12 protein-coding genes and 1 pseudogene are annotated in these 19,948 nt (G+C 70.7%); 7 read left to right on the top strand and 6 right to left on the bottom strand.

Annotated elements, in window-relative coordinates; genetic code table 11:
* Positions 1 to 206 precede the first annotated feature (206 nt).
* On the top strand, positions 207 to 2,633 hold the full coding sequence (locus ACQSSQ_RS16855; protein WP_431328270.1) for an immune inhibitor A domain-containing protein: 2,427 nt from the start codon (positions 207 to 209) through the stop codon (positions 2,631 to 2,633).
* Between the two features lie 65 nt (positions 2,634 to 2,698).
* On the opposite strand, the gene ACQSSQ_RS16850 is transcribed toward ACQSSQ_RS16855, so the two are convergent.
* The 4 genes from ACQSSQ_RS16850 to ACQSSQ_RS16835 all read right to left on the bottom strand — a co-directional run bounded on the left by ACQSSQ_RS16850 (position 2,699) and on the right by ACQSSQ_RS16835 (position 8,076).
* Positions 2,699 to 4,267 carry an MFS transporter gene (locus ACQSSQ_RS16850; RefSeq protein ID WP_431328269.1) on the bottom strand — a complete coding sequence of 523 codons (1,569 nt, stop codon included), beginning with the start codon at positions 4,265 to 4,267 and terminating at the stop codon, positions 2,699 to 2,701.
* A gap of 181 nt (positions 4,268 to 4,448) precedes the next feature.
* Positions 4,449 to 6,578 (bottom strand): xanthine dehydrogenase family protein molybdopterin-binding subunit, encoded by a 2,130-nt coding sequence (locus tag ACQSSQ_RS16845; RefSeq protein ID WP_431328268.1) that lies wholly within the window; start codon positions 6,576 to 6,578, stop codon positions 4,449 to 4,451.
* Entirely contained in the window at positions 6,575 to 7,576 is a 1,002-nt protein-coding gene (locus ACQSSQ_RS16840; RefSeq protein WP_431328267.1) for an FAD binding domain-containing protein, read from the bottom strand. Before ACQSSQ_RS16840 ends, ACQSSQ_RS16845 begins: the two co-directional genes overlap by 4 nt.
* Positions 7,573 to 8,076: a 2Fe-2S iron-sulfur cluster-binding protein gene (locus ACQSSQ_RS16835; protein ID WP_431328266.1), complete on the bottom strand. Its 504-nt coding sequence runs from the start codon at positions 8,074 to 8,076 to the stop codon at positions 7,573 to 7,575. The genes ACQSSQ_RS16840 and ACQSSQ_RS16835 overlap by 4 nt, the downstream gene beginning before the upstream one ends.
* Positions 8,077 to 8,136: 60 nt before the next feature.
* Here ACQSSQ_RS16835 and ACQSSQ_RS16830 point away from each other — a divergent pair, with 60 nt between their 5' ends.
* Positions 8,137 to 8,667, top strand: a complete 531-nt coding sequence (locus ACQSSQ_RS16830) for a TetR/AcrR family transcriptional regulator (protein ID WP_431328265.1) — start codon at positions 8,137 to 8,139, stop codon at positions 8,665 to 8,667.
* Between the two features lie 117 nt (positions 8,668 to 8,784).
* On the opposite strand, the gene ACQSSQ_RS16825 is transcribed toward ACQSSQ_RS16830, so the two are convergent.
* The gene (locus ACQSSQ_RS16825) at positions 8,785 to 12,012 is read right to left on the bottom strand and encodes a family 78 glycoside hydrolase catalytic domain (protein WP_431328264.1); all 3,228 of its coding nucleotides are present in this window, start codon (positions 12,010 to 12,012) and stop codon (positions 8,785 to 8,787) included.
* Between the two features lie 114 nt (positions 12,013 to 12,126).
* Positions 12,127 to 12,750 carry an IMPACT family protein gene (locus ACQSSQ_RS16820; RefSeq protein WP_431328263.1) on the bottom strand — a complete coding sequence of 208 codons (624 nt, stop codon included), beginning with the start codon at positions 12,748 to 12,750 and terminating at the stop codon, positions 12,127 to 12,129.
* Between the two features lie 134 nt (positions 12,751 to 12,884).
* Here ACQSSQ_RS16820 and ACQSSQ_RS16815 point away from each other — a divergent pair, with 134 nt between their 5' ends.
* The 5 genes and pseudogenes from ACQSSQ_RS16815 to ACQSSQ_RS16795 all read left to right on the top strand — a co-directional run bounded on the left by ACQSSQ_RS16815 (position 12,885) and on the right by ACQSSQ_RS16795 (position 19,935).
* On the top strand, positions 12,885 to 15,251 hold the full coding sequence (locus tag ACQSSQ_RS16815; protein WP_431328262.1) for a 5'-nucleotidase C-terminal domain-containing protein: 2,367 nt from the start codon (positions 12,885 to 12,887) through the stop codon (positions 15,249 to 15,251).
* Between the two features lie 98 nt (positions 15,252 to 15,349).
* Positions 15,350 to 18,130, top strand: a complete 2,781-nt coding sequence (locus ACQSSQ_RS16810; RefSeq protein WP_431328261.1) for an ExeM/NucH family extracellular endonuclease — start codon at positions 15,350 to 15,352, stop codon at positions 18,128 to 18,130.
* A 63-nt stretch (positions 18,131 to 18,193) separates the two neighbouring features.
* Positions 18,194 to 18,286: pseudogene (locus ACQSSQ_RS16805) on the top strand (hypothetical protein); the annotation flags it as partial.
* Between the two features lie 17 nt (positions 18,287 to 18,303).
* Positions 18,304 to 18,600, top strand: a complete 297-nt coding sequence (locus ACQSSQ_RS16800; RefSeq protein ID WP_431328260.1) for a DUF488 domain-containing protein — start codon at positions 18,304 to 18,306, stop codon at positions 18,598 to 18,600.
* 63 nt (positions 18,601 to 18,663) lie between these two features.
* Positions 18,664 to 19,935, top strand: a complete 1,272-nt coding sequence (locus ACQSSQ_RS16795; protein WP_431328259.1) for a cytochrome P450 — start codon at positions 18,664 to 18,666, stop codon at positions 19,933 to 19,935.
* Positions 19,936 to 19,948: the final 13 nt, after the last annotated feature.

Genomic DNA, 19,948 nt, shown 5'->3' with positions numbered 1-19,948 from the left:
CCTCGATCGTGCCCGGACTGCAGCATCTTCACCGAATCGCAATGAAAGCAAACGACCTTGCGGTCTAGACGGGGCTCCAGAACAAGCCTAGGTTGAGCGACGGTGCGCGTCGTTCCCCGAGGCAACCATCCAGCGTCGTGTGGGGACGACGCGGGCACCCGCCGGGCCAATCGACCCGGTTTCCGTTGCAGAAGGGGAGAGAAGTCTTGAGACGTCTCAGCACGGCACTCATCACTCTCGGCGTCGCGGCCACGTTCGGTGCCGCGTACGCCTCACCGGGATCGGCCCAACCAGCGCCCCCGGTCACCGCCGCCGAGAAGACGGCCACGGAGCACGAGCTCCCGAACCCGCTCGAGGACAAGCGGCGCGCGCTCCGCGAGGAGGCACTCACGTCGGTCATCAACGGCGACTCCAAGCCGGTCGTCAAGAACGGCACCGAGGTCGTGAAGGTCGGCAAGTCGTACTCGCCCGCCGAGGCCGCCGCGCTGACGACCACGCGCGGCCGCAAGGCGCTGGCGAAGGCCGGCAAGGCCGTCACGAAGCAGGACCAGTACGTCGAGCTCGAGCAGGAGCGTGCCGACAAGATCTTCGTGATCCTCACGGAGTTCGGGAACGAGCGGCACCCTGACTACCCCGACGACGGCTGGCAGACCGAGGAGGGCGCGGTCGAGCCGCAGCGCTTCGACGGTCCGCTCCACAACGAGATCCCCGAGCCCGACCGCACGAAGGACAACTCGACGGTGTGGCAGGCGGACTACAACCGCGACCACTACCAGGACCTGTACTTCGCCGACGGCAAGAAGGACGAGTCGGTCAAGACCTACTACGAGGCGCAGTCGTCGGGCCGCTACACGGTCGACGGCACCGTCGCGGACTGGGTGAAGGTCCCCTACAACGAGGCCCGCTACGGCCGCACCACGTTCGACGAGGACGGCAACGCCGACGAGACCAACGCCTGGGCACTGATCAAGGACGCGGTCACCGCGTGGGTGGCCGACCAAGAGGCAGCCGGCAAGACCGACGCCGAGATCAAGCAGGCGCTGGCCTCGTACGACGTCTACGACCGCTACGACTTCGACGGCGACGGCAACTTCAACGAGCCCGACGGCTACATCGACCACTTCCAGATCGTCCACGCCGGCGGCGACGAGGCGGACGGTGACCCGATCTACGGCAGCGACGCGCTCTGGTCGCACCGCTGGTACGCCTTCGTCACCGACGCCGGCATCACCGGCCCCGAGCAGAACCCGCTGGGTGGCGCCGAGATCGGCGACACCGGCTTCTGGGTCGGCGACTACACGCTGCAGCCGGAGAACGGCGGCCTGTCCGTCTTCGTCCACGAGTACGGCCACGACCTCGGTCTGCCGGACGCGTACGACACCTCCAGCAAGGGCGACAACTCCAACGAGTACTGGACGCTGATGGCGCAGAGCCGCCTCAACGGCGCCGGTGAGCCGCTCGGCAGCCGTCCGGGCGACCTCGGTGCGTGGGAGAAGCTCCAGCTCGGCTGGCTCGACTACGAGGCGGTCGCCTACAACCAGTCGAAGAAGCTCGACCTCGGCCCGCAGGAGTGGAACTCCGCCAAGGCGCAGGGCGCGGTCGTCGTGCTGCCGAAGAAGGCCGTCACGCGCAGCTACGGCGCACCGGCGTCGGGCACGAAGCAGTTCTTCTCCGGTGCTGCCGACGATCTCGCGAACTCGATGACCACGGAGCTCGACCTCACCGGCAAGGCGTCGGCGTCGTTCGCCGCGAAGGCGCGTTGGGACATCGAGGCCGGGTACGACTACGCGTACTTCCAGGCGTCGACCGACGGCGGCAAGTCGTGGACGTCGCTGGCCGGCACGGTCGACGGCTCGCCGTTCGACAAGGACGCCTCCGGCGCTCCGGCCCTCGACGGCGTCCACGCCGCCTGGGGCAACGTCGTCGTCCCGCTCGACGCGTACGCCGGTCAGAAGATCCTGTTCCGGTCGTACTACAAGACCGACGGCGGCCTCACCCGTCCCGGCCTGTTCCTCGACGACATCGCGGTGACCGCCGACGGCGCCACGGTCCTGTCCGACGGTGCCGAGGACGGCGGCGCGGCGTGGACCTTCAACGGCTACAGCATCGTCGGGGAGACCACGACCCGGATGTACGACAACTACTACGTGATGGGCCACCGGTCGTACGTCGGGTACGACAAGTACCTGCAGACCGGCCCGTACAACTTCGGGTGGATGAGCACCAAGCCCGACTGGGTCGAGCACTACCGCTACGGCCAGGGCCTGCTCATCTCGTACTGGGACACCTCGGTCGCGGACAACAACACGACCGATCACCCCGGTCAGGGTCGCAACCTGCCGATCGACGCCCACCCGGAGCCGATCATCAACATCGCGACCGGCGCCCCGTGGCGCGCCCGCATCCAGGTGTACGACGCGCCGTTCGGTCTCATCAAGGCCGACTCGATGACGCTGCACACCAACGGCAAGCCCAGCTACATCCGGGCACAGGCTCCGCAGCCGACCTTCAACGACACGAAGAAGTACTGGTACGCGGAACTGCCGAACCACGGGGTCAAGCTCCCCGCGGTCGGGTTCAAGGTGAAGGTGCTCGAGCAGAACGGCACCTCGATGAAGGTCAAGTTCAACTGACCTGAGTCGCGCACGCGAGCGGGCCCCGGGGAGCGATCCCCGGGGCCCGTTCGGTGTTTGCCGCGTCAGCGCGCGTCGCGCAGCGTGAACCACGAGACCGTGGCCGCGCCGAGCGCGATCAGGATCGCCACCGCGCTGGTCGTCTGGACCGCGTGGTCGAACGCGAGGTGCGCCGACTCGACGAGCCAGTGGCCGACCTGCGGCGGGATGCTCGCGGCGAGCTCCATCGCTCCACCGAGCGTCTGGCCGGCGGCCTCGCGCTGCGCCTCGGTCCCCGCCAGCGGCGGTACGACGACCTCGGCGCGGTACGTCGCCGTGAGGATGCCGCCGAGCACCGCGGTGCCGAGCACGGCTCCGATCTCGTACGCCGTCTCCGACAGCGCGGACGCGGCACCCGACTTCTCCGCCGGCACGCTCGACACGACGACGTCGTTGGTCAGCGTCTCCGCGAACCCGATGCCGATGCCGAGCACGAGGAACGCGACGGCGATCGACGCGGCCGACGGCACCGAGCCGGCGAACGCCGCGATCGCGTAGCCGACCGCCGACAGGCCGAAGCTCACCGACACGACGGCGCGCACCCCGAACAGCGGCACGAGCTTCACGACGAGCAGACCGGCGGCGATCGTCGCGATCAGCCCCGGCACGAGCACCAGCGCGGCGTCCATCGGGTCGAGCCCGACGACGAGCTGGAGGAACTGCGCACCGAAGAACAGGAACCCGGTGAGGCCCATGAGGCTCAACAGGTTGGCCACCAGCGCACCAGAGAACACGCGGTTGCGGAACATCCGGACGTCGACCAGCGGGTGCTCGCGGACGAGCTGGCGCCGCACGAACGCGACCACGCTCAGCGCTCCGACCAGGAGCGCCCAGCCGACGACGCCGGTGAACCCGTGCTCGGCGAACGTCTTGATCGCGTAGACGATCGGCAGCATGGTCGTCATCGACAGCACGATGCTGATCGGGTCGACAGGCCCCGGGTTGGGGTCGCGCGACTCCGGCACCAGCCACAGCGCGAGCGGCACGAGGAGCGCCACGACCGGCAGGTTGATCAGGAACACCGAGTGCCAGGTGAAGTGCTCGAGCAGCCACCCGCCGATGACCGGACCGAGCGCGGCGCCGGCCGAGAACCCGGCGGCCCACACGGCGATCGCGAGCCGTCGCTGCTGGCGGTCGGTGAAGATGTTGCGCAGCAGCGACAGCGTCGACGGCATCAGCGTGGCGCCGAAGACGCCCAGCAGCGCCCGAGCGGCGATGAGCCCGTTGATGTCGGTCGCCTGCGCGGCGTAGAACGAGACGGCGCCGAAGCCCACGGCCCCGACGAGCAGCAGGCGGCGCCGCCCGATGCGGTCGCCGAGCGAGCCCATCGCGACCAGCAGGCCGGCGAGCATCAGGGCGTAGATGTCGACCACCCACAGCAGCGCCGTGCCGGACGGGCGCAGCGACGAGCTGATGTCGGGCAGCGCGAAGCTGAGGACGGTGTTGTCCATGCTCACCATGAGCACGGGGAGCATCAGGACCGCGAGCGCACCCCACTGGCGCCAGCCGGCGCGGGCAGGGGTCGGCGCCACCGGTGTGCGCGAGCCGGACCCGGCGTGCGTGCGGTGCGAGCGATCAGGCGTGGTGGTGCTCATGGCGTCCCCCGTTCGAGTGAGTCGGTACGTCGGTGGCCGGCGTTGGCGGCCACCCTCAGGTAAACCGTCCAGCCGGTACAGTCATTCCCGTCCAGACGGTACAGTTCGGGAATCGAGCGACTCAAGCGAGTTCTGGGTGTTCTTCGCCACGCGGGCAGGGCAGCTCAGCGCCGGCGGCGGTTCACCCCGAGAAGTGGTCCGCCGTCAGCGGCAGCCCCCGCACCCGTACGCCCGTGGCGTGGAACGCCGCGTTCGCCACCGCGGCAGCCGTACCGACGATCCCGATCTCGCCGATCCCGCGCGACCCCACCGGCGTGAAGGTCTCGTCCGACTCCTCGAGCCACTCGGCCTCGATGCCGCGCACGTCCGCGTGGGACGCGACGTGGTAGGTCGCGAGGTCCTGCGTGACGACGTGCCCGAACCGCGGGTCGCGGTACGACTCCTCGAACAGCGCGGCCGACAGCCCCATCACGAGACCGCCGAGGAGCTGGGACCGTGCGGTGGTCGGGTTGACGACCCGCCCGACCGAGTAGACGCCGAGCATCCGCGGCACCCGGACCTCCCCGGTCCAGCGGTGCACCCTCGCCTCGCAGAACACCGCGCCGAACGAGTGGAACGCGTACTTCCGAGCCGCCGGGTTCGGCGCGGCCGAGGCCGTCGTCTCGAGCCCCGGGTCGGGGTCGTCCCCGTGGTCGGCGTGGAACCGCTGCGCCGCGGCGACGATCGCCGTACCCCACGAGCTCGTCCCCGAGGAGCCTCCGGCCACGCTCGCCGGCGGCAGGGTGGAGTCGGCGATCTCGAGCGTGATCGCCTCCGGGGCGACGCCCAGCGCGTCCGCCGCGATCTGCGTGAGCACGGTCCGCGCGCCGGTCCCGATGTCGACCGACCCGATCGCCACCGCGTACCGGCCGCCGTCCAGCGAGCGCACCCGCGCGGCGTTGCCCGGGGACCGCATGGCCGGGTACGTCGCGGCAGCGACGCCCGTCCCGACCCACCAGTCGCCGTCGGTCGTGGCCCGAGGCTCGGCCGGCCGGTCGCCCCACCCGAACCGCTCCGCCCCGCGGCGCAGGCACTCGACGAGCCGCCGGCGGTTGAACGGCTTGCCCGTCTCCGGGTCGACCTCGGGCTCGTTGCGCACCCGGAGCTCCACCGGGTCGACGCCGGCCGCCACCGCCAGCTCGTCCATCGCCGCCTCCTGCGCGTACATCCCCGGCATCTCGCCGGGCGCGCGCATCCACGACGGGACGGCGACGTCGAGCCGGGCCAGCCGGTGGCTGGTGCGGCGGTTCGGAGCGGCGTACATCATCCGCGTCGGCGCCGCGGTCTGCTCGGCGAACTCGCGGACGACCGAGGTCTGCTCCTGCACCGCGTGCTCGATCGCCGTGAGCGTCCCGTCCGGTCGCGCGCCGAGGCGGACGTGGGAGATCGTCGCGGTGCGGTACCCGGTCAGCGAGAACATCTGCTGGCGGGTGACCGCCACCTTGACCGGCCGCCCCTCGGTCGTGCGGGCAGCGAGCGCGGCCGCGACGACGTGCGCATGGGCCTCGCCCTTGCTGCCGAACCCGCCGCCGACGTACGGCGCCCGCACGCGCACCTGGTCCGGCTCCAGGCCGAACATCGGCGCCAGCGCCTTCACCACACCGTGGACGCCCTGCGTCGAGTCGAACATCGACAGCACGGCCCGGCCGTCGACGTCCTCCCACCAGGCGAGGGTGGCGTGCGGCTCGAGCGGGTTGTTGTGCTCGTACGGCGTCGTGTACGTCGCGTCGACCACGACCTCCGACTCCGCCAGCGCCGCGTCCACGTCGCCCTCGTCGGTGTCGGTCTCCTTGGCAGGATTCACGGTGTCCGGCCGGTACGTCGCGTTGTCCTCGCGCAGCTCGGCCTCGAACGGCGCGGCGTCGTACCGGACCCGGACGAGCGCGGCACCCTCCCGCGCCGCTTCGGGCGTCTCCGCGAGCACCAGCGCGACGATCTGCCCGCGGAGACCGACCGCGCCGTCCTGGAGGATCGCGAGCTCGCCGTTCGAGGTGTCGTCGAGCCGCGGTGCGTTCGTGTGGTCGAGCACCGACACCACACCGTCGTGCGACAGCGCGGCCGACGCGTCGACGTCCACGACCCGGCCCTTCGCCACCGTGGACGTGACCAGCCACAGGTGCAGCGGGTCGGCCACGCCGTCCGCGCTGCCGTGCTCGACCGCGTACGACGCACGTCCTGTCACCTTCTCGACCCCGTCGACCCGGCGGAGGTCCGTCCCGACGGAGCGGACCTCGACCGGCTCGGTCTGCTGCTCGATCGCCGGCTCGCTCATCGGACCGCCTCCTCGGCCAGACGCAGCAGGGTCCAGGCGGTCGTACGGCGCAGCATCACCGGTTTGTACGCCGTGCCCTCGCCGGTCCGGGCCGCCTCCAGCTCCTCGGCGACCGCCTCGTCGACCGCAGCCTCGGTCAGCGCCGCGCCCGTGAGGCGCTCCTCGGCACGCTCGGCACGCCACGGCTTGTGCGCGACGCCGCCCCAGGCGATGCGGACGTCGCGGACCACCCCGTCCTCGAGCCGGAGCGCGGCCGCGACCGAGACGAGCGCGAACGCGTACGAGGCGCGGTCGCGCACCTTGGTGTACGTCGAGCACCGGGCGACGTCGGACCACGGCACCTCCACCGCCGTGATCAGGTCACCGTGCTCGAGGGTCGTGTCGCGCTCCGGGTGGTGTCCGGGCAGGCGGTGCAGGTCGGCGAACGCGATCCGCCGCTCACCCTCGCCGCCGAGGACGACGACCCGCGCGTCGACGGCCGCGAGCGCGACCGCCAGGTCCGAGGGGTGCGTGGCGACGCAGGCCTCGCTCGCCCCGAGGATCGCGTTGTAGCGGTCGTACCCCTCCAGGGCGGAGCACCCGCTGCCCGGCTCACGCTTGTTGCACGGGGTGGAGACGTCCTGGAAGTACAAGCACCGCGTGCGCTGGAGGAGGTTGCCCCCGGTGGTGGCCTGGTGGCGGATCTGCCCCGACGCGCCGGCGAGCAGCGCGCGGGCGACGACCGGGAGCCTCGTGCGTACCGACGGATGGGCGGCGAGGTCGCTGTTGCGGACGTTCGCGCCGATCCGCAGTCCACCGCCGTCCGGGCCGCCGTACTCGTCGACCGTGTCGAGACCGAGCCGACGGACGTCGACCAGGCGTTCCGGCGAGGCGATGCCCAGCTTGAGGTGGTCCACGAGGTTGGTGCCTCCGCCGAGGAAGGCGGCACGGGGGTCGCCGGCGACTGCGCGTACGGCGTCCGCAGGGTCGTCGGGCCGAACGTACTCGAGCGGCCTCACCGTCCGGCCGCCTGACGGACCGCGGCGAGGATGCCCTCGTAGGCACCGCAGCGACAGAGGTTGCCGCTCATCCGCTCACGGATCTCGTCGTCGTCGAGCTCCACTTCTGCGTCGAGGTCCTCGGAGACGTGGCTCGGGTGCCCCTGCTTCGCCTCGTCGAGGACGCCGACGGCCGAGCACACCTGACCGGGCGTGCAGTAGCCGCACTGGTAGCCGTCGTGCTCGAGGAACGCCTCCTGCACCGGGTGCAGCGCGTCGGTCGCCAAGCCGTCCGCGGTGACGATCTCGCTCCCGTCGTACGCGACGGCGAGCGCCAGGCAGGTGAGGTGCCGGCGCCCGTCGAGCAGGACGGTGCACGAGCCGCACTGCCCGTGGTCGCAGCCCTTCTTGGGACTGGTGATGCCGAGCCGCTCACGGAGGACGTCGAGCACGGTGGCGCGGGTGTCGACCGTGACGGATCTCGACCGGCCATCGACGGTGAGGCTGATGCGGGCATCCATGGGAGGCCCGTACCCGCTCGCCCGGCGCCCATGCCGTAACCGCGTCGCTAGAGTGCTCGCATGACCGCCCGAGCCGACGGTGCCTCCACCCGCGACCGCATCCTCGACGCCTTCGAGATGCTCCTGGTCGAGGGCGGGAGCCGGATCGCGACGCTCGACGCGGTCGCCGCGCGGGCCGAGGTGTCGAAGGGCGGGCTGCTCTACCACTTCCCGAGCAAGGACGCGATGGTCGAGGCGATGCTCGAGCGGCTGCGCGAGCAGGGACGGGCCGACGTGGCGAAGATGCGCGAGGCGCCGGCGGGGCCCGTCCTCTACTACCTCGAGACCTCGGTCGACACCGGCTCGGCCTTCGACCGCGGACTCATCGCGGCCTCACGCGTCGCTCAGGACGACCCGCGGGCGCGGGAGACGCTGGCCGAGCTCCGCAACGGATGGTTCGCGGTGCTGGCCGAGCACTACGGCGACGACGCGCTGGCGCGTACGGTCCAGCTGATCGGGGACGGGCTCTACTTCGACGACACGACCGGTCTCGCGCACAAGCGCTCGCTCGACCACGTCCGCGACGTCCTCGGCCGCCTCGACGCCCTCTGAGCGTCCCCGCCCCGCGTCCCCGCCCCCGGCCCCGCCCCCGCGTCCCCGATTTGAAGGGTTTCGGTCGGTTTCCCATGCGGAGAACCGACGCCAACCCTTCAAATCGGGGACGGGACGTCAGCCGACCGTGGACGTGAACACGGACGACCCCGCGCCGACCTCGAACTGCGTGAAGCCGTCGACGTCGCTGCGGACCTCACGGGCGCCGTCCGGCCCGACCGCGGACGTGCCCGGCACGCGTACGGTCGCCGTGGTGCCCGCCGGCACCTCGACCCGCAGGGTGAGGACACCGTCCTTGCGCTCCCACGCGCTCGAGATCAGCCCGCGCGCCGACTCGTACGACGCCTGCGCCTGCTGCAGGGACCCGACGAGCGCCGGCTCGATCACCACGTGCTCCCAGCCGATCGAGTCCTCGGCCTGGCCGATGCCCGCGATGCCGTTGGTGAACCAGGCGTCGATCGCGCCGAGCATGTAGTGGTTGTTGGACGAGTTGCTGTTCGTCCAGCTCTCGGGCAGCGAGGTCGCCCCGGCCTTGAGGAACTTGCCGTAGCTGATCCCGTCGTTCTGCTGGGTCCAGTCGTACAGCACGTCGTCGAGACGCTCGCGCGACAGCAGCTCGACCGCCGCGTGCAGGCCGATCTCGCCGACCTCGATGTGGTTCCCCTTGTCGCGGATCATCCTCACGAACCGGTCGAGGACGTCCTGGCGCAGCTCGGCCGGCACGAGGTCCTCCTCGAGCGCGAGCGCCTGGCTGGCCTGGTCACCGTTGCCGTACAGGCCGGTGGTGGTGCTGAAGAACGTGCGGTGGAACGCCGCCGCGACGTCGGCCGCCCGGTCGGTGTACGCCTGCGCCTCGGCGTCCTTCCCGAGGACCTCCGCGATCTGGCTCATGTGGGTGAGAATCCGGTGGTATGCCCACGTCTGCGTCAACGCCGGCGGGGTCACCGGGCTGGCCGGGGTGATCCAGTCGCCGAGGCCACCGCTGACGATGTTGTCCTTGGCGCCACGGGCGAGGAAGTCGGCGTACTCGACCATCTGCGGCCAGTACGCGCGGATCGCGCTGTCGTCGCCGTACCACTGGTAGATCTGCCACGACGAGACCGCGAGCGTGGCGCCCCAGTTCGCGTCGTGACGGAACGCGCCGGCGAACAGCGAGTCCTCCGGAGCCGTGGTCGGGATCAGCCCGTTGTCCTGCTGCGCGTCGACCACGTCCTGCAGCATCTTGCGGTAGTGCGCCTGCACGTCGTACCCGAAGGCGACCGTGTCGAAGACCAGGTTGGTCTGGTCCAGCCAGCCGAGCTTCTCGCGGTGCGGGCAGTCGGTGAACACCGAGTACATGTTCGACTGCACGGACCGGTCGATGATCCGGTGGATCGCGTTCAGCTGCGGGTCCGAGGAGGAGAAGCTGCCGACCGCCCGGTCGTCGGCCCGCAGGACGAGCCCCTTGACCGTCGAGGCGTCCGGCGCCGTCGCGAGTCCCTCGACCTGCAGGTAGCGGAACCCGTGGTAGACGAACTGCGGCGTGAACGTCTCCTCGCCCTTCCCGGCGAGGACGAAGGTGTCGCGGATGTCGCCGCCGGCGCTGGCCTGGTCGACGGTGCCGTCGGCCTTGAGCCGCTCGCTCGGGCGCATCGTGATCTTCGTGCCGGCGGGCCCGCTCGTCGTGAGCTGCTGCCAGCCCGCGAAGTTCACGCCGAGGTCGAAGACGTACGTCCCGGGCTTGGGCTCGGAGACCTTGACGTCCTCCAGGGTGTCGACCTGGCGGATCGGGGGCTGGCTGCGGCCGACGAGCTTCGTGTCCTCGGTCGGAGCCGACGACTCGACCGCGGAGTCCCACGCCGTACGCGACGTGCCGGGCTCGTCCCAGCCGTCGATCGCACGGCGGGCGTCGCGGTCCTCGCCGCCGTACCAGTTGGTGAAGGTGACGTCGCCGAGGGTGGTCCTCCAGCTCGGGTCGGTCGCGATGGTGGTCCGCTTGCCGTTGGCGTAGGTCAGCTCGAGCTGACCCATCACCCGCGGTACGCCGTGACCGGAGGCCGACTTCACGTAGCGCTTCGCGTCGGCGGGCGTGTTGAAGACGTTGAAGATGCCGTTGCCGACCTCGAGACCGATCGTGTTGACCTTCTTGTCCAGCAGGTCGGTGACGTCGTACGTCGCGTACGGGACGCGCGTGAAGTGCACGGTGTTCGCGGGCTCGAGCACGTCCTCGGTGACCGGCTTGCCGTTGATGCTCGCGGAGTAGACACCGAGACCCGTGACGTAGAGCCGGGCTTCCTTGACCTTGCCCTGGGTCGTGAAGTCCTTCGCGAAGATCGGCAGCGCCTCCGGCGTCTCGTGCGTGGTCGAGATCGCGGGGAGCTTCTTGGCGGTCGTGAGCTTCGTGTACGACGCGTCGTCGGCCGACACCGACACCGTCACGTCGCGCGGGTAGTTGGGCGTCGTGCCGTACCGGCCGGGGGAGTCCCACAGCGGGAAGAGCCGCACGGCGTCGAACGTCCGCGCCTCGCCGAGGTCGATCGTGATGACGATCGGCTCGTCCTGGACGTCGGTCTCCGGGTGGTAGCTGCTGCGGTAGCCACGCGGCGCGTCGGCCGTCGTGACCTTGCCGTCGGTCAGGTACTCCGGCGCCCACACCCCGTCCTCGGCGTTGTTCTCCGAGACCGTGACCTTCGCGCCCGTGGCGAGGTCGGTGGCGCCGGAGGCGCTGTCGACGAGCCCGACCTCACCGAGCTCGAGGCGCGGCTTCCAGCCGGGGTCGTCCAGCGGCTCCTCGGGGCGACCGAGATCGGTCACGGTCAGACGCACGTACCGCGCGGTCTGGGTGCCGAGCGCGATGTCCTGGTGCAGCGGCTCGTTCCACTCGGCGTTGGTGATCCAGTCGGCGTCCCAGTCGCGCTCGCCGGTCAGGCCGAGCTCCCACGACGCGGGCTCGCTCCAGCCGCTGGCCTTGCCGGTCTCGTCCCAGACCCGCACCTGCCACACGGCCTGGCTGCGGGAGCCGAGCGAGCGACCGTCGTACTCGACGTCGAGCTGCGCGCGCGAGCGGACCTTGCCGGAGTCCCAGAGGTCGGCCTTGCCGAGCTTCGGCACGGAGCTGGCGACGCGGATCTGGTACGCCGTCTGCTTCGCGAGCTCGCCGGTGTTGGCCCAGCTGAGGTCGGGGGTGGCGTCGTCGATCCCCAACGGGTCGACGAGGCCGTTGACCCGCAGGTCGGCGGGTGCGGCAGGCGGCTTCCCTTGTGCCGCGGCCGGCGCGACACCGGTGACGGCCAGCGCGAGCATCGCGCCGGCCACCCCCGTCGTACGCAGCCACCGAGATCGGGGCACAGGAGTGGGCTGGCTCATCGGAGCAACCTTTCGGAGGGGTGCTGAGGGCACTCAGGCTTGAAACGATTCAACGCGGCCGTCGTCGACGCTATGGCGGGCGTCACACCGTGTCAACGACAGGCTCGGGCGGGGTCAGGGCACCCAGAACGTGGCACCGGCGACGACATCCCCGGAACCACGGGTGACGGCGGCGACGAGCTCCTCGAGCGACGTGACCGCTTCCGGCCACGCGGCGACGGCCAGGACGACGGCCCCGGCGCCGTACTCCACGCCGAGGACCTCCACGCCCCGAGCCCGCAGCTCGTTCTCGACCTTCCCGGCATCACCGTGCCCGACCCGTACCTCCACCCGGGTGCGAAGCTCACGGCACAGCAGGCCGGCGGCGTCGAGTGCAGCGGCGGTCGTCTCGGCGTACGCCCGGACCAGGCCGCCGGCGCCGAGGAGCGTCCCGCCGAACCACCGGGTGACGACGGCGACCACGTCGCGCACCTCGCGGCGTACGAGGACGTCGAGCATCGGGGCACCCGCCGTCCCGCTGGGCTCGCCGTCGTCGTTGCTGCGCTGGAGCGCGCCGTCGGGTCCGATCACGAACGCCGAGCAGTGGTGCCGCGCGTCCCAGTGCAGGCGGCGGGCCTCGGCGACGTACGCGCGGGCCTCGTCCTCGGAGCCGACGCGCCGGACCCAGCCGAGGAACCGGGACCCCTTGACCTCGACCGTCGCCTCCCCGTCTCGGGCGGGGACGAGGTAGTGGTCCAAAGGAACTCCTGGCCGGCTGTCCAAATCTCCAATAGTTGCCACCACATCGTCGCGGAATCGTCACTCTTTTCCGCAGCGCATGTCATGTGGGGTCGCTATGGTCAGCGGATCACGTCTCTCGGAGGAGCCCCCTCATGCGACCACGCCACCGTACTCTCCTGCGACGATCGACCCTGGTCGCCGCAACCGCCGCGCTGGTCGCGGCGCCCCTCGCCGCCGTCCCGGCCGCCTCTGCGGCACCCGAGGACGAGGTGAAGCTGACCTTCCTCGGCATCAACGACTTCCACGGCCGGATCGACGCCAACACGGTGAAGTTCGCCGGGACGGTCGAGCAGCTGCGCGCGGCCGGCGGCGAGGACGCCACGGTGTTCGTCGCCGCGGGCGACAACATCGGCGCCTCGCTGTTCGCCAGCGCCGTCGACCAGGACAACCCGACGATCGACGTCCTCAAGGCGCTCCAGCTCGACAACTCCGCCGTGGGCAACCACGAGTTCGACCAGGGCTTCGCCGACCTCACCGAGCGTGTGATCCCGCGGATGGGCCAGAACCGCTTCGGCCAGCCGGTCTTCCTCGGGGCCAACGTCTACGAGAAGGGCACGCAGACGCCGGCCCTCCCCGAGTACGCCGAGTACACCGTGAAGGGCGTCGACGTCGCCATCGTCGGCGTCGTCACCGAGGAGACCAAGTCGCTGGTCAGCCCCGCGGGCATCGCCGACCTCGACTTCGGCGACCCCGTCGCGGCCGTGAACCGCGTCGCCGCCGAGCTCAAGGACGGCAACGACGCCAACGGCGAGGCCGACCTGGTCATCGCCAGCTTCCACGAGGGCGCCCCCCTGTCGGAGCCCGCGGCGACGCTCGACCAGCAGGTCGCGGCGAGCCCGGTCTTCGCGCACATGGTGAACGACACGGCGGCCACCGTCGACGCGATCTTCACCGGCCACACCCACCAGCGCTACGCGTACGACGCCCCCATCCCTGGCGGCACCGGCACGCGTCCGCTCGTGCAGTCGGGCAACTACGGCGAGGGCGTCGCGAAGGTCGAGATCACGTACGACACCGCGACCGACGACGTCACGGCCTACACGCGCTCGGTGGTGGCCCGTACGACGACGGCGGACGCCGACCTCGTCGCCCAGTACCCGCGCGTCGCCGCCGTGAAGACGATCGTCGACGCGGCGCTGGCCAACGCGGCCACGGTCGGCAACCAGCCGGTCGGCACGATCACCAACGACATCACGACCGCGTTCAACGGCGGCAGCTACGTGAACGGCGTCTACACGCACCCGACACCGGGCGCGAGCAGCGCTCGCGACGACCGTGCCTCGGAGTCCACCCTCGGCAACACCGTCGCCAACGCCCTGCGTGACAGCCTCGACGACGAGCAGGGCGGCAACGCCGAGATCGGCGTCGTCAACCCCGGTGGCCTGCGGGCCGAGCTGTTCTACCCCGGCGACACCTCGACCAACCCGGCCAACACCGACGGCGTCGTGACGTACGCCGAGGCCAACGCGGTGCTGCCGTTCGTCAACAACCTGTGGTCGGTGACCCTCACCGGCGAGCAGTTCGTGACGATGCTCGAGCAGCAGTGGCAGCGCCTCGAGAACGGCAGCGTGCCGAGCCGCGCCTACCTGCAGCTCGGCCTGTCGGACAACGTCTCGTACACCTACCACGAGGTCGACGACCCGTCCGTCCCCGCCGACCCGCAGGGCAACCCGCGCAAGAAGGGGATCATCGACTCGGTGACGATCAACGGCGCGCCGATCGACCTCACCAAGGACTACCGGATCGGCACGTTCAGCTTCCTGGCTACCGGTGGTGACAACTTCTGGGTGTTCCGCGACGGCGAGGCGCCGAAGGACTCCGGCCTGGTCGACCGTGAGGCGTGGATCGACTACATCGACGAGCACTCGCCTCTGGCGCCGTCGTTCGCCCGGCGCTCGGTGAAGACCGAGGGCGCGCCGTCGACGGTGACGACCGGTGAGTCGTACTCGTTCACCGTCTCGAAGCTCGACCTCACCTCGCTCGACAGCCCTCAGAACACGACGCTGTCGGCGAAGATCGGCGACACCGAGATCGGCACCTTCCCGGTGACCAACGGCAGCGCGACCGTCGCGTTCACGGTGCCGGACGGTCTGGCTGCGGGCGCCGCCACCCTGACGCTCACGGCAGCCCCGTCAGGAACCGTGGTGTCGATCCCACTCCAGGTGGAGAAGGGCAAGATCGCGACCACGATCAAGGCCGTCGCCACTCCGGGCATCTCGCCGATCGTCGGCCCGATCATCGTCGCCCAGGTCAAGCCGAAGGCGTCCGGCACCGTCGAGGTCGTCGCCGCCGACGGCACGGTCCTCGGCAAGCAGAAGCTCGTGGGCGGCGCGACGGTGATCGCGCTGAAAGCGCGGGCTCTCAAGCCCGGCACGCACGTCGTCACCGTCCGCTACAGCGGTGACGGCACGCACAAGCCGTCACAGACGGAGCTGACCGTCAAGGTCTACGGCTTCTGATCGCCAGTGAGGGCCACGTCCACCAGGACGTGGCCCTCTCTGATTCTCGTCTCTGAACAGCAGCACAGTCCTGACCGCACGGATCCAGGAGGATCAAGGTGTCTCTCTCCATCAGACGCGGCGCCCGCGCGACGTCGCTCCTCGCTGCCGCAGCGCTCGCCGCGGGCACGCTCGGCGCCGTCGCGGCACCCGCGAGCGCAGCACCCGCCGACCACCTCGTGATCAACGAGGCCTACCTCAACGGCGGCAGCGCCGGCGCGACCTACCTCAACAAGTTCGTCGAGCTCTACAACCCGACCAGCCAGCCGATCAAGGTCGACGGCTGGACGGTGCAGTACCGCTCGTACAGCTCGACCACCGCGTTCACCGGCAAGATCCCGTTGTCCGGCACGATCCCGGCGGGCGCGCACTACCTGGTGAGCGGCAACGCCAACTCGACCAACGGAGCGCCGCTGCCGACGCCCGACGCCCCGTCGACGATCGCCTTCTCGGGCAACACGAACGGCGGGACCCTGGCGCTGACCAAGACGGCGGACACGTTGACGGGTGACGGCGCGACCGTCGTCGCGAACCCGAACGTCGTCGACCTCCTCGGCTACGGCGTCTCCAACACCTCCGAGACCGCCCCGATCGCGAGCGGCTACTCGGTCACGGCGTCGATCAACCGGACCGACGGCACAGACACCAACAACAACAGCGCCGACTTCACCTCGGCGGCGCCGACGCCGACCGCCTGCGGCGAGGCCTGCGTGCCCGCGCCGAACCCGGTGGTGGAGCGCACGATCGCCGAGATCCAGGGATCCGGCGCGGCCTCGCCGTACGCCGACGACACGGTGATCACCCAGGGCGTCGTCACGGCGGCCTACCCGACGGGTGGCTTCAACGGCTTCTACCTCCAGACGGCGGGCAGCGGCGGCGCGGACGACGCGACGCCCGGCCGGTCCGACGGCATCTTCGTCTTCGGCAGCGCCGCGGTCGCCAAGGTCGCGATCGGCGACCACGTGAAGGTCACCGGTGTGATCAGCGAGTTCGGCGGCCTGACCGAGATCACGCCGGCCGCGGCCGACGTGGTGGTGCTCGACGAGCCCGCCGCGGCGGTCAAGGCGACCGAGCTCGCGCTGCCGCTCGACGACGCCGCCCGTGAGGCGCTCGAGGGCATGCTCGTCACGCCCAAGGGTCCCTTCACGGTGACGAACAACTACACCACCAACACCTTCGCCGAGATCGGTCTCGCAGCCGGCACCTCGCCGCTGTACGTCCCGACGGAGGTCGCCGCCCCGGGCGCCGCGTCGCAGGCCGTGAAGGCGGAGAACGCCACGAAGCGGATCACGCTCGACGACGGCTCCTCGACCAACTACACCGCGGGCGGCAAGAACACGCCGCAGCCGTGGATCGACGCCGACACCACGATCCGCGTCGGGGCCTCGGCGACGTTCGTGAGTGACGTCGTCCTCGACTACCGCAACAGCGCGTGGAAGCTCCAGCCGGTCGCCCAGCTCACCGCCGACGACGTCAACGGCGTGCTCCCGGCGACCTTCGCGGGCGCCGAGCGGCCGCAAGCGGCTCCGCAGGTCGGCGGCGACTTCACCCTTGCCGCGTTCAACGTCCTCAACTACTTCATCACCACCGGTGAGGAGTACGAGGCGACGACCGGCATCTCCTGCGACTACTTCGTCGACCGCGAGGGTGTCGCGACAACCGTCGACGAGTGCGTCGGTCAGGCGGGACCGCGAGGTGCCGCCAGCACGACGCAGCTCGAGCGCCAGGAGAAGAAGATCGTCGCGGCGATCAACGCCCTCGACGCCGACGTCGTGTCGCTGGAGGAGATCGAGAACTCCGTGAAGTTCGGCAAGGACCGCGACGCCGCGCTCGCGGCGCTCACCGACGCGCTCAACGAGGCGGCCGGTGCCGGCACCTGGGCGTACGTCCCGTCCCCCGATGCGTCCGCGCTGCCGACGGTCGAGGAGCAGGACTTCATCCGTACGGCGTTCATCTACAAGCCCGCGGTCCTCGCACCGGTCGGCGGCTCGACCGTCCTCGTCGGCGACCCGGCCTTCGCCGATGCGCGCGAGCCGCTCGCGCAGGCCTTCCAGCCCGTCGCCGGCACGGAGGACGACCGGTTCGTCGCGATCGTGAACCACTTCAAGTCGAAGCGGTCCGGCACGCCTGACCCCGACCAGGGTGCGGGCACCGTCGAGCGGGTCGCACAGGCGAACGCGCTCGTCGCCTTCGCCGACACAGTGAAGGCCGCCGCCGGGACCGACAAGGTCTATCTGACCGGTGACCTCAACGCGTACTCGAAGGAGGACCCGATCACGGTCCTGCGCAATGCGGGCTACGTGGATCTCGAGGAGACCTACCAGACGGCGGAGACCTACCAGTTCGACGGCGAGATCGGGTCGCTCGACCACGTGTTCGCGTCGCCGGCGGCCGCGCCGAACATCACCGGCATGGGTGTCTGGTCGATCAACGCGATGGAGCCGATCGCGTACGAGTACAGCCGCTACAACAACAACGCGACCCTCTTCTACGACGAGACCGCATTCCGCTCCAGCGACCACGACCCGGCCCTGGTCGGAATCGCGCTCGAGGAGCAGCTCACCCCGACCACGGTGAGCGCGGTGGCGACGCCGGGCATCTCGCCGCTGTTCGGCCCGATCATCGCGGCGCAGGTCAAGCCGCGGGCCACCGGCACCGTCGAGGTGCTCAAGGGCGACACGGTGCTGGCGAGCCAGAGGCTCGTGGTGGGCGTGACGCTCGTCGCGATCCCGGCCAAGGCGCTCAAGCCGGGCACGCACCAGCTGACGGTCCGCTACACCGGCGACGCGACCCACGCGCCGTCGGAGACGACGGTGACGGCACGCGTCCTCGGGTTCTGACGCGGCACGTGCCTCTGCGGGGTGGATCGGTGTCACCGAGTGGCACCGATCCACCCCGCACCCATGTCGGAGAGCGCGCAGACTGACCCCATGGGACCGATCCGCGTGCAGGGCCGACGAGCGTACGACCCACCCGCCGAGGACGACGGGGTCCGTGTCCTCGTCGACCGGCTGTGGCCCCGCGCGGCATCCGCAAGGAGGAGCTCGCCATCGCCGCGTGGGACAAGGACGTCGCCCCGAGCACCGAGCTGCGGCGAGCGCTCCACCACGACGGCCTGCCGTACGAGGAGTTCGTCCGCCGCTACCGCGCGGAGCTCGGCGAACCCGCGCAACGGGCGGCCGTCGCGGCGCTCCGGGAGCGCGCAGACGAGGCGGTCCTGACGCTGCTCACTGCGACGAAGCCGCTCGAGCGCAGCGCCGTCCCCGTGCTCGCGGAGATGATCACCCAGGGAGATCAGGGACATCCCTGAAATCGGTGGAGCAGCGGCCTCGGCGCCCCCCTCGACCGTTAATCTTGTCGGACTATGCGCAAGATGACGACCGACCTGCTGACGTGGGTCGCCCAGCGGACTCTCCTGCGGTCGCAGAAGGACGGGATCGATCTCTCCAAGCTCACGTTCGTCCCGAACCGCTGGCTGATGCCGCTGCGCCGCGACGGCCTGGACCCCGTCCCGCAGCTCGCGAAGGTGCGCGCCGAGGCCCCCGTCAAGAAGCTCGCGAGCCTCTTCGGGATGAACATCTGGCTCGTCAGCGGTCACGCCGAGGCGCAGGCGGTGCTCGCCGACCGCACCTCGTACAGCAACGACATCCGTCCGTTCGTCGGCGAGGTCGGGGCGGCCGACGGCGACATCGGCGGCCTCGGCTTCACCGACCCGCCGGAGCACACGCGCCTGCGCAAGCTGCTCACCCCTGAGTTCACGATGCGCCGTCTGGCGCGCCTCACGCCCAAGATCGACGAGGTCATCGAGCACCAGCTCGACGTGATGGAGGAGAAGGGCCCCGACGTCGACCTCATGGCCGACTTCGCCTTCGCCGTCCCGTTCCTGGTGATCTGCGAGCTGCTGGGGCTGCCCGACGAGTCCCGCGAGGAGTTCTTCGCGTTGGGCTCGGCTCGGTTCGACGTCTCGGCCGGAGGAGCCGGCAGCTTCGGCGCCATCTCGGAGTCGCGGACGTTCCTCATGCAGGCCACCAAGGAGCAGCGCGACGACCCGGGCGACGGGCTCATCGGCAAGATCATCGAGGAGGTCGGGGACGAGATCTCCGACTACGACCTCGGCGGACTCGCCGACGGCGTGTTCACGGGCGGCCACGAGACCACCGCGAGCACGATCGCGCTCGGCTCGATGGTGCTGATGAACGATCCCGAGGCACGTCGGCGGCTCGTGGAGGACGACGCCTTCGCCGACCCGGTCGTCGAGGAGATGCTGCGCTACCTCACGGTGGTGCAGGTGTCGTTCCCGCGCTTCGCCAAGGTGGACCACGAGCTGTTCGGCAAGCGCATCACCAAGGGTGACGTCGTCGTGGCGTCGCTGTCCGGCGCCAACCGCGACCACCGCACCGGCGGCCCGGACCTCGAGCACTTCAACCCGCACCGCGACTGGCCGGTGTCGCACGTCGCGTTCGGGCACGGGTTCCACCGCTGCGTCGGTGCCGAGCTCGCCCGGATGGAGCTGCGCTCGGCATACCCGCGCCTGTTCCGCCGCTTCCCCGACATCACCCTCGCCTGCGACCCGAGCGAGCTGACCTTCCGGCAGCGCTCGATCGTGTACGGCGTGGAGGCGATGCCGGTCCGCCTGTACGGCTGACGCCGTACGGCGC

This window comes from Mumia spirodelae (genome assembly GCF_050632745.1).
Classification (GTDB): Bacteria; Actinomycetota; Actinomycetes; order Propionibacteriales; family Nocardioidaceae; genus Mumia.
This window is presented reverse-complemented; position numbering and strand designations above follow the sequence as displayed.

What these genes read in the sequence shown, in the direction of transcription:
- ACQSSQ_RS16850 (WP_431328269.1), bottom strand. Translation starts at nt 4,267, where the DNA reads ATGAGCACCACCACGCCTGATCGCTCGCACCGCACGCACGCCGGGTCC.
- ACQSSQ_RS16845 (WP_431328268.1), bottom strand. Translation starts at nt 6,578, where the DNA reads ATGAGCGAGCCGGCGATCGAGCAGCAGACCGAGCCGGTCGAGGTCCGC.
- ACQSSQ_RS16835 (WP_431328266.1), bottom strand. Translation starts at nt 8,076, where the DNA reads ATGGATGCCCGCATCAGCCTCACCGTCGATGGCCGGTCGAGATCCGTC.
- ACQSSQ_RS16830 (WP_431328265.1), top strand. Translation starts at nt 8,137, where the DNA reads ATGACCGCCCGAGCCGACGGTGCCTCCACCCGCGACCGCATCCTCGAC.
- ACQSSQ_RS16825 (WP_431328264.1), bottom strand. Translation starts at nt 12,012, where the DNA reads ATGAGCCAGCCCACTCCTGTGCCCCGATCTCGGTGGCTGCGTACGACG.
- ACQSSQ_RS16815 (WP_431328262.1), top strand. Translation starts at nt 12,885, where the DNA reads ATGCGACCACGCCACCGTACTCTCCTGCGACGATCGACCCTGGTCGCC.
- ACQSSQ_RS16795 (WP_431328259.1), top strand. Translation starts at nt 18,664, where the DNA reads ATGACGACCGACCTGCTGACGTGGGTCGCCCAGCGGACTCTCCTGCGG.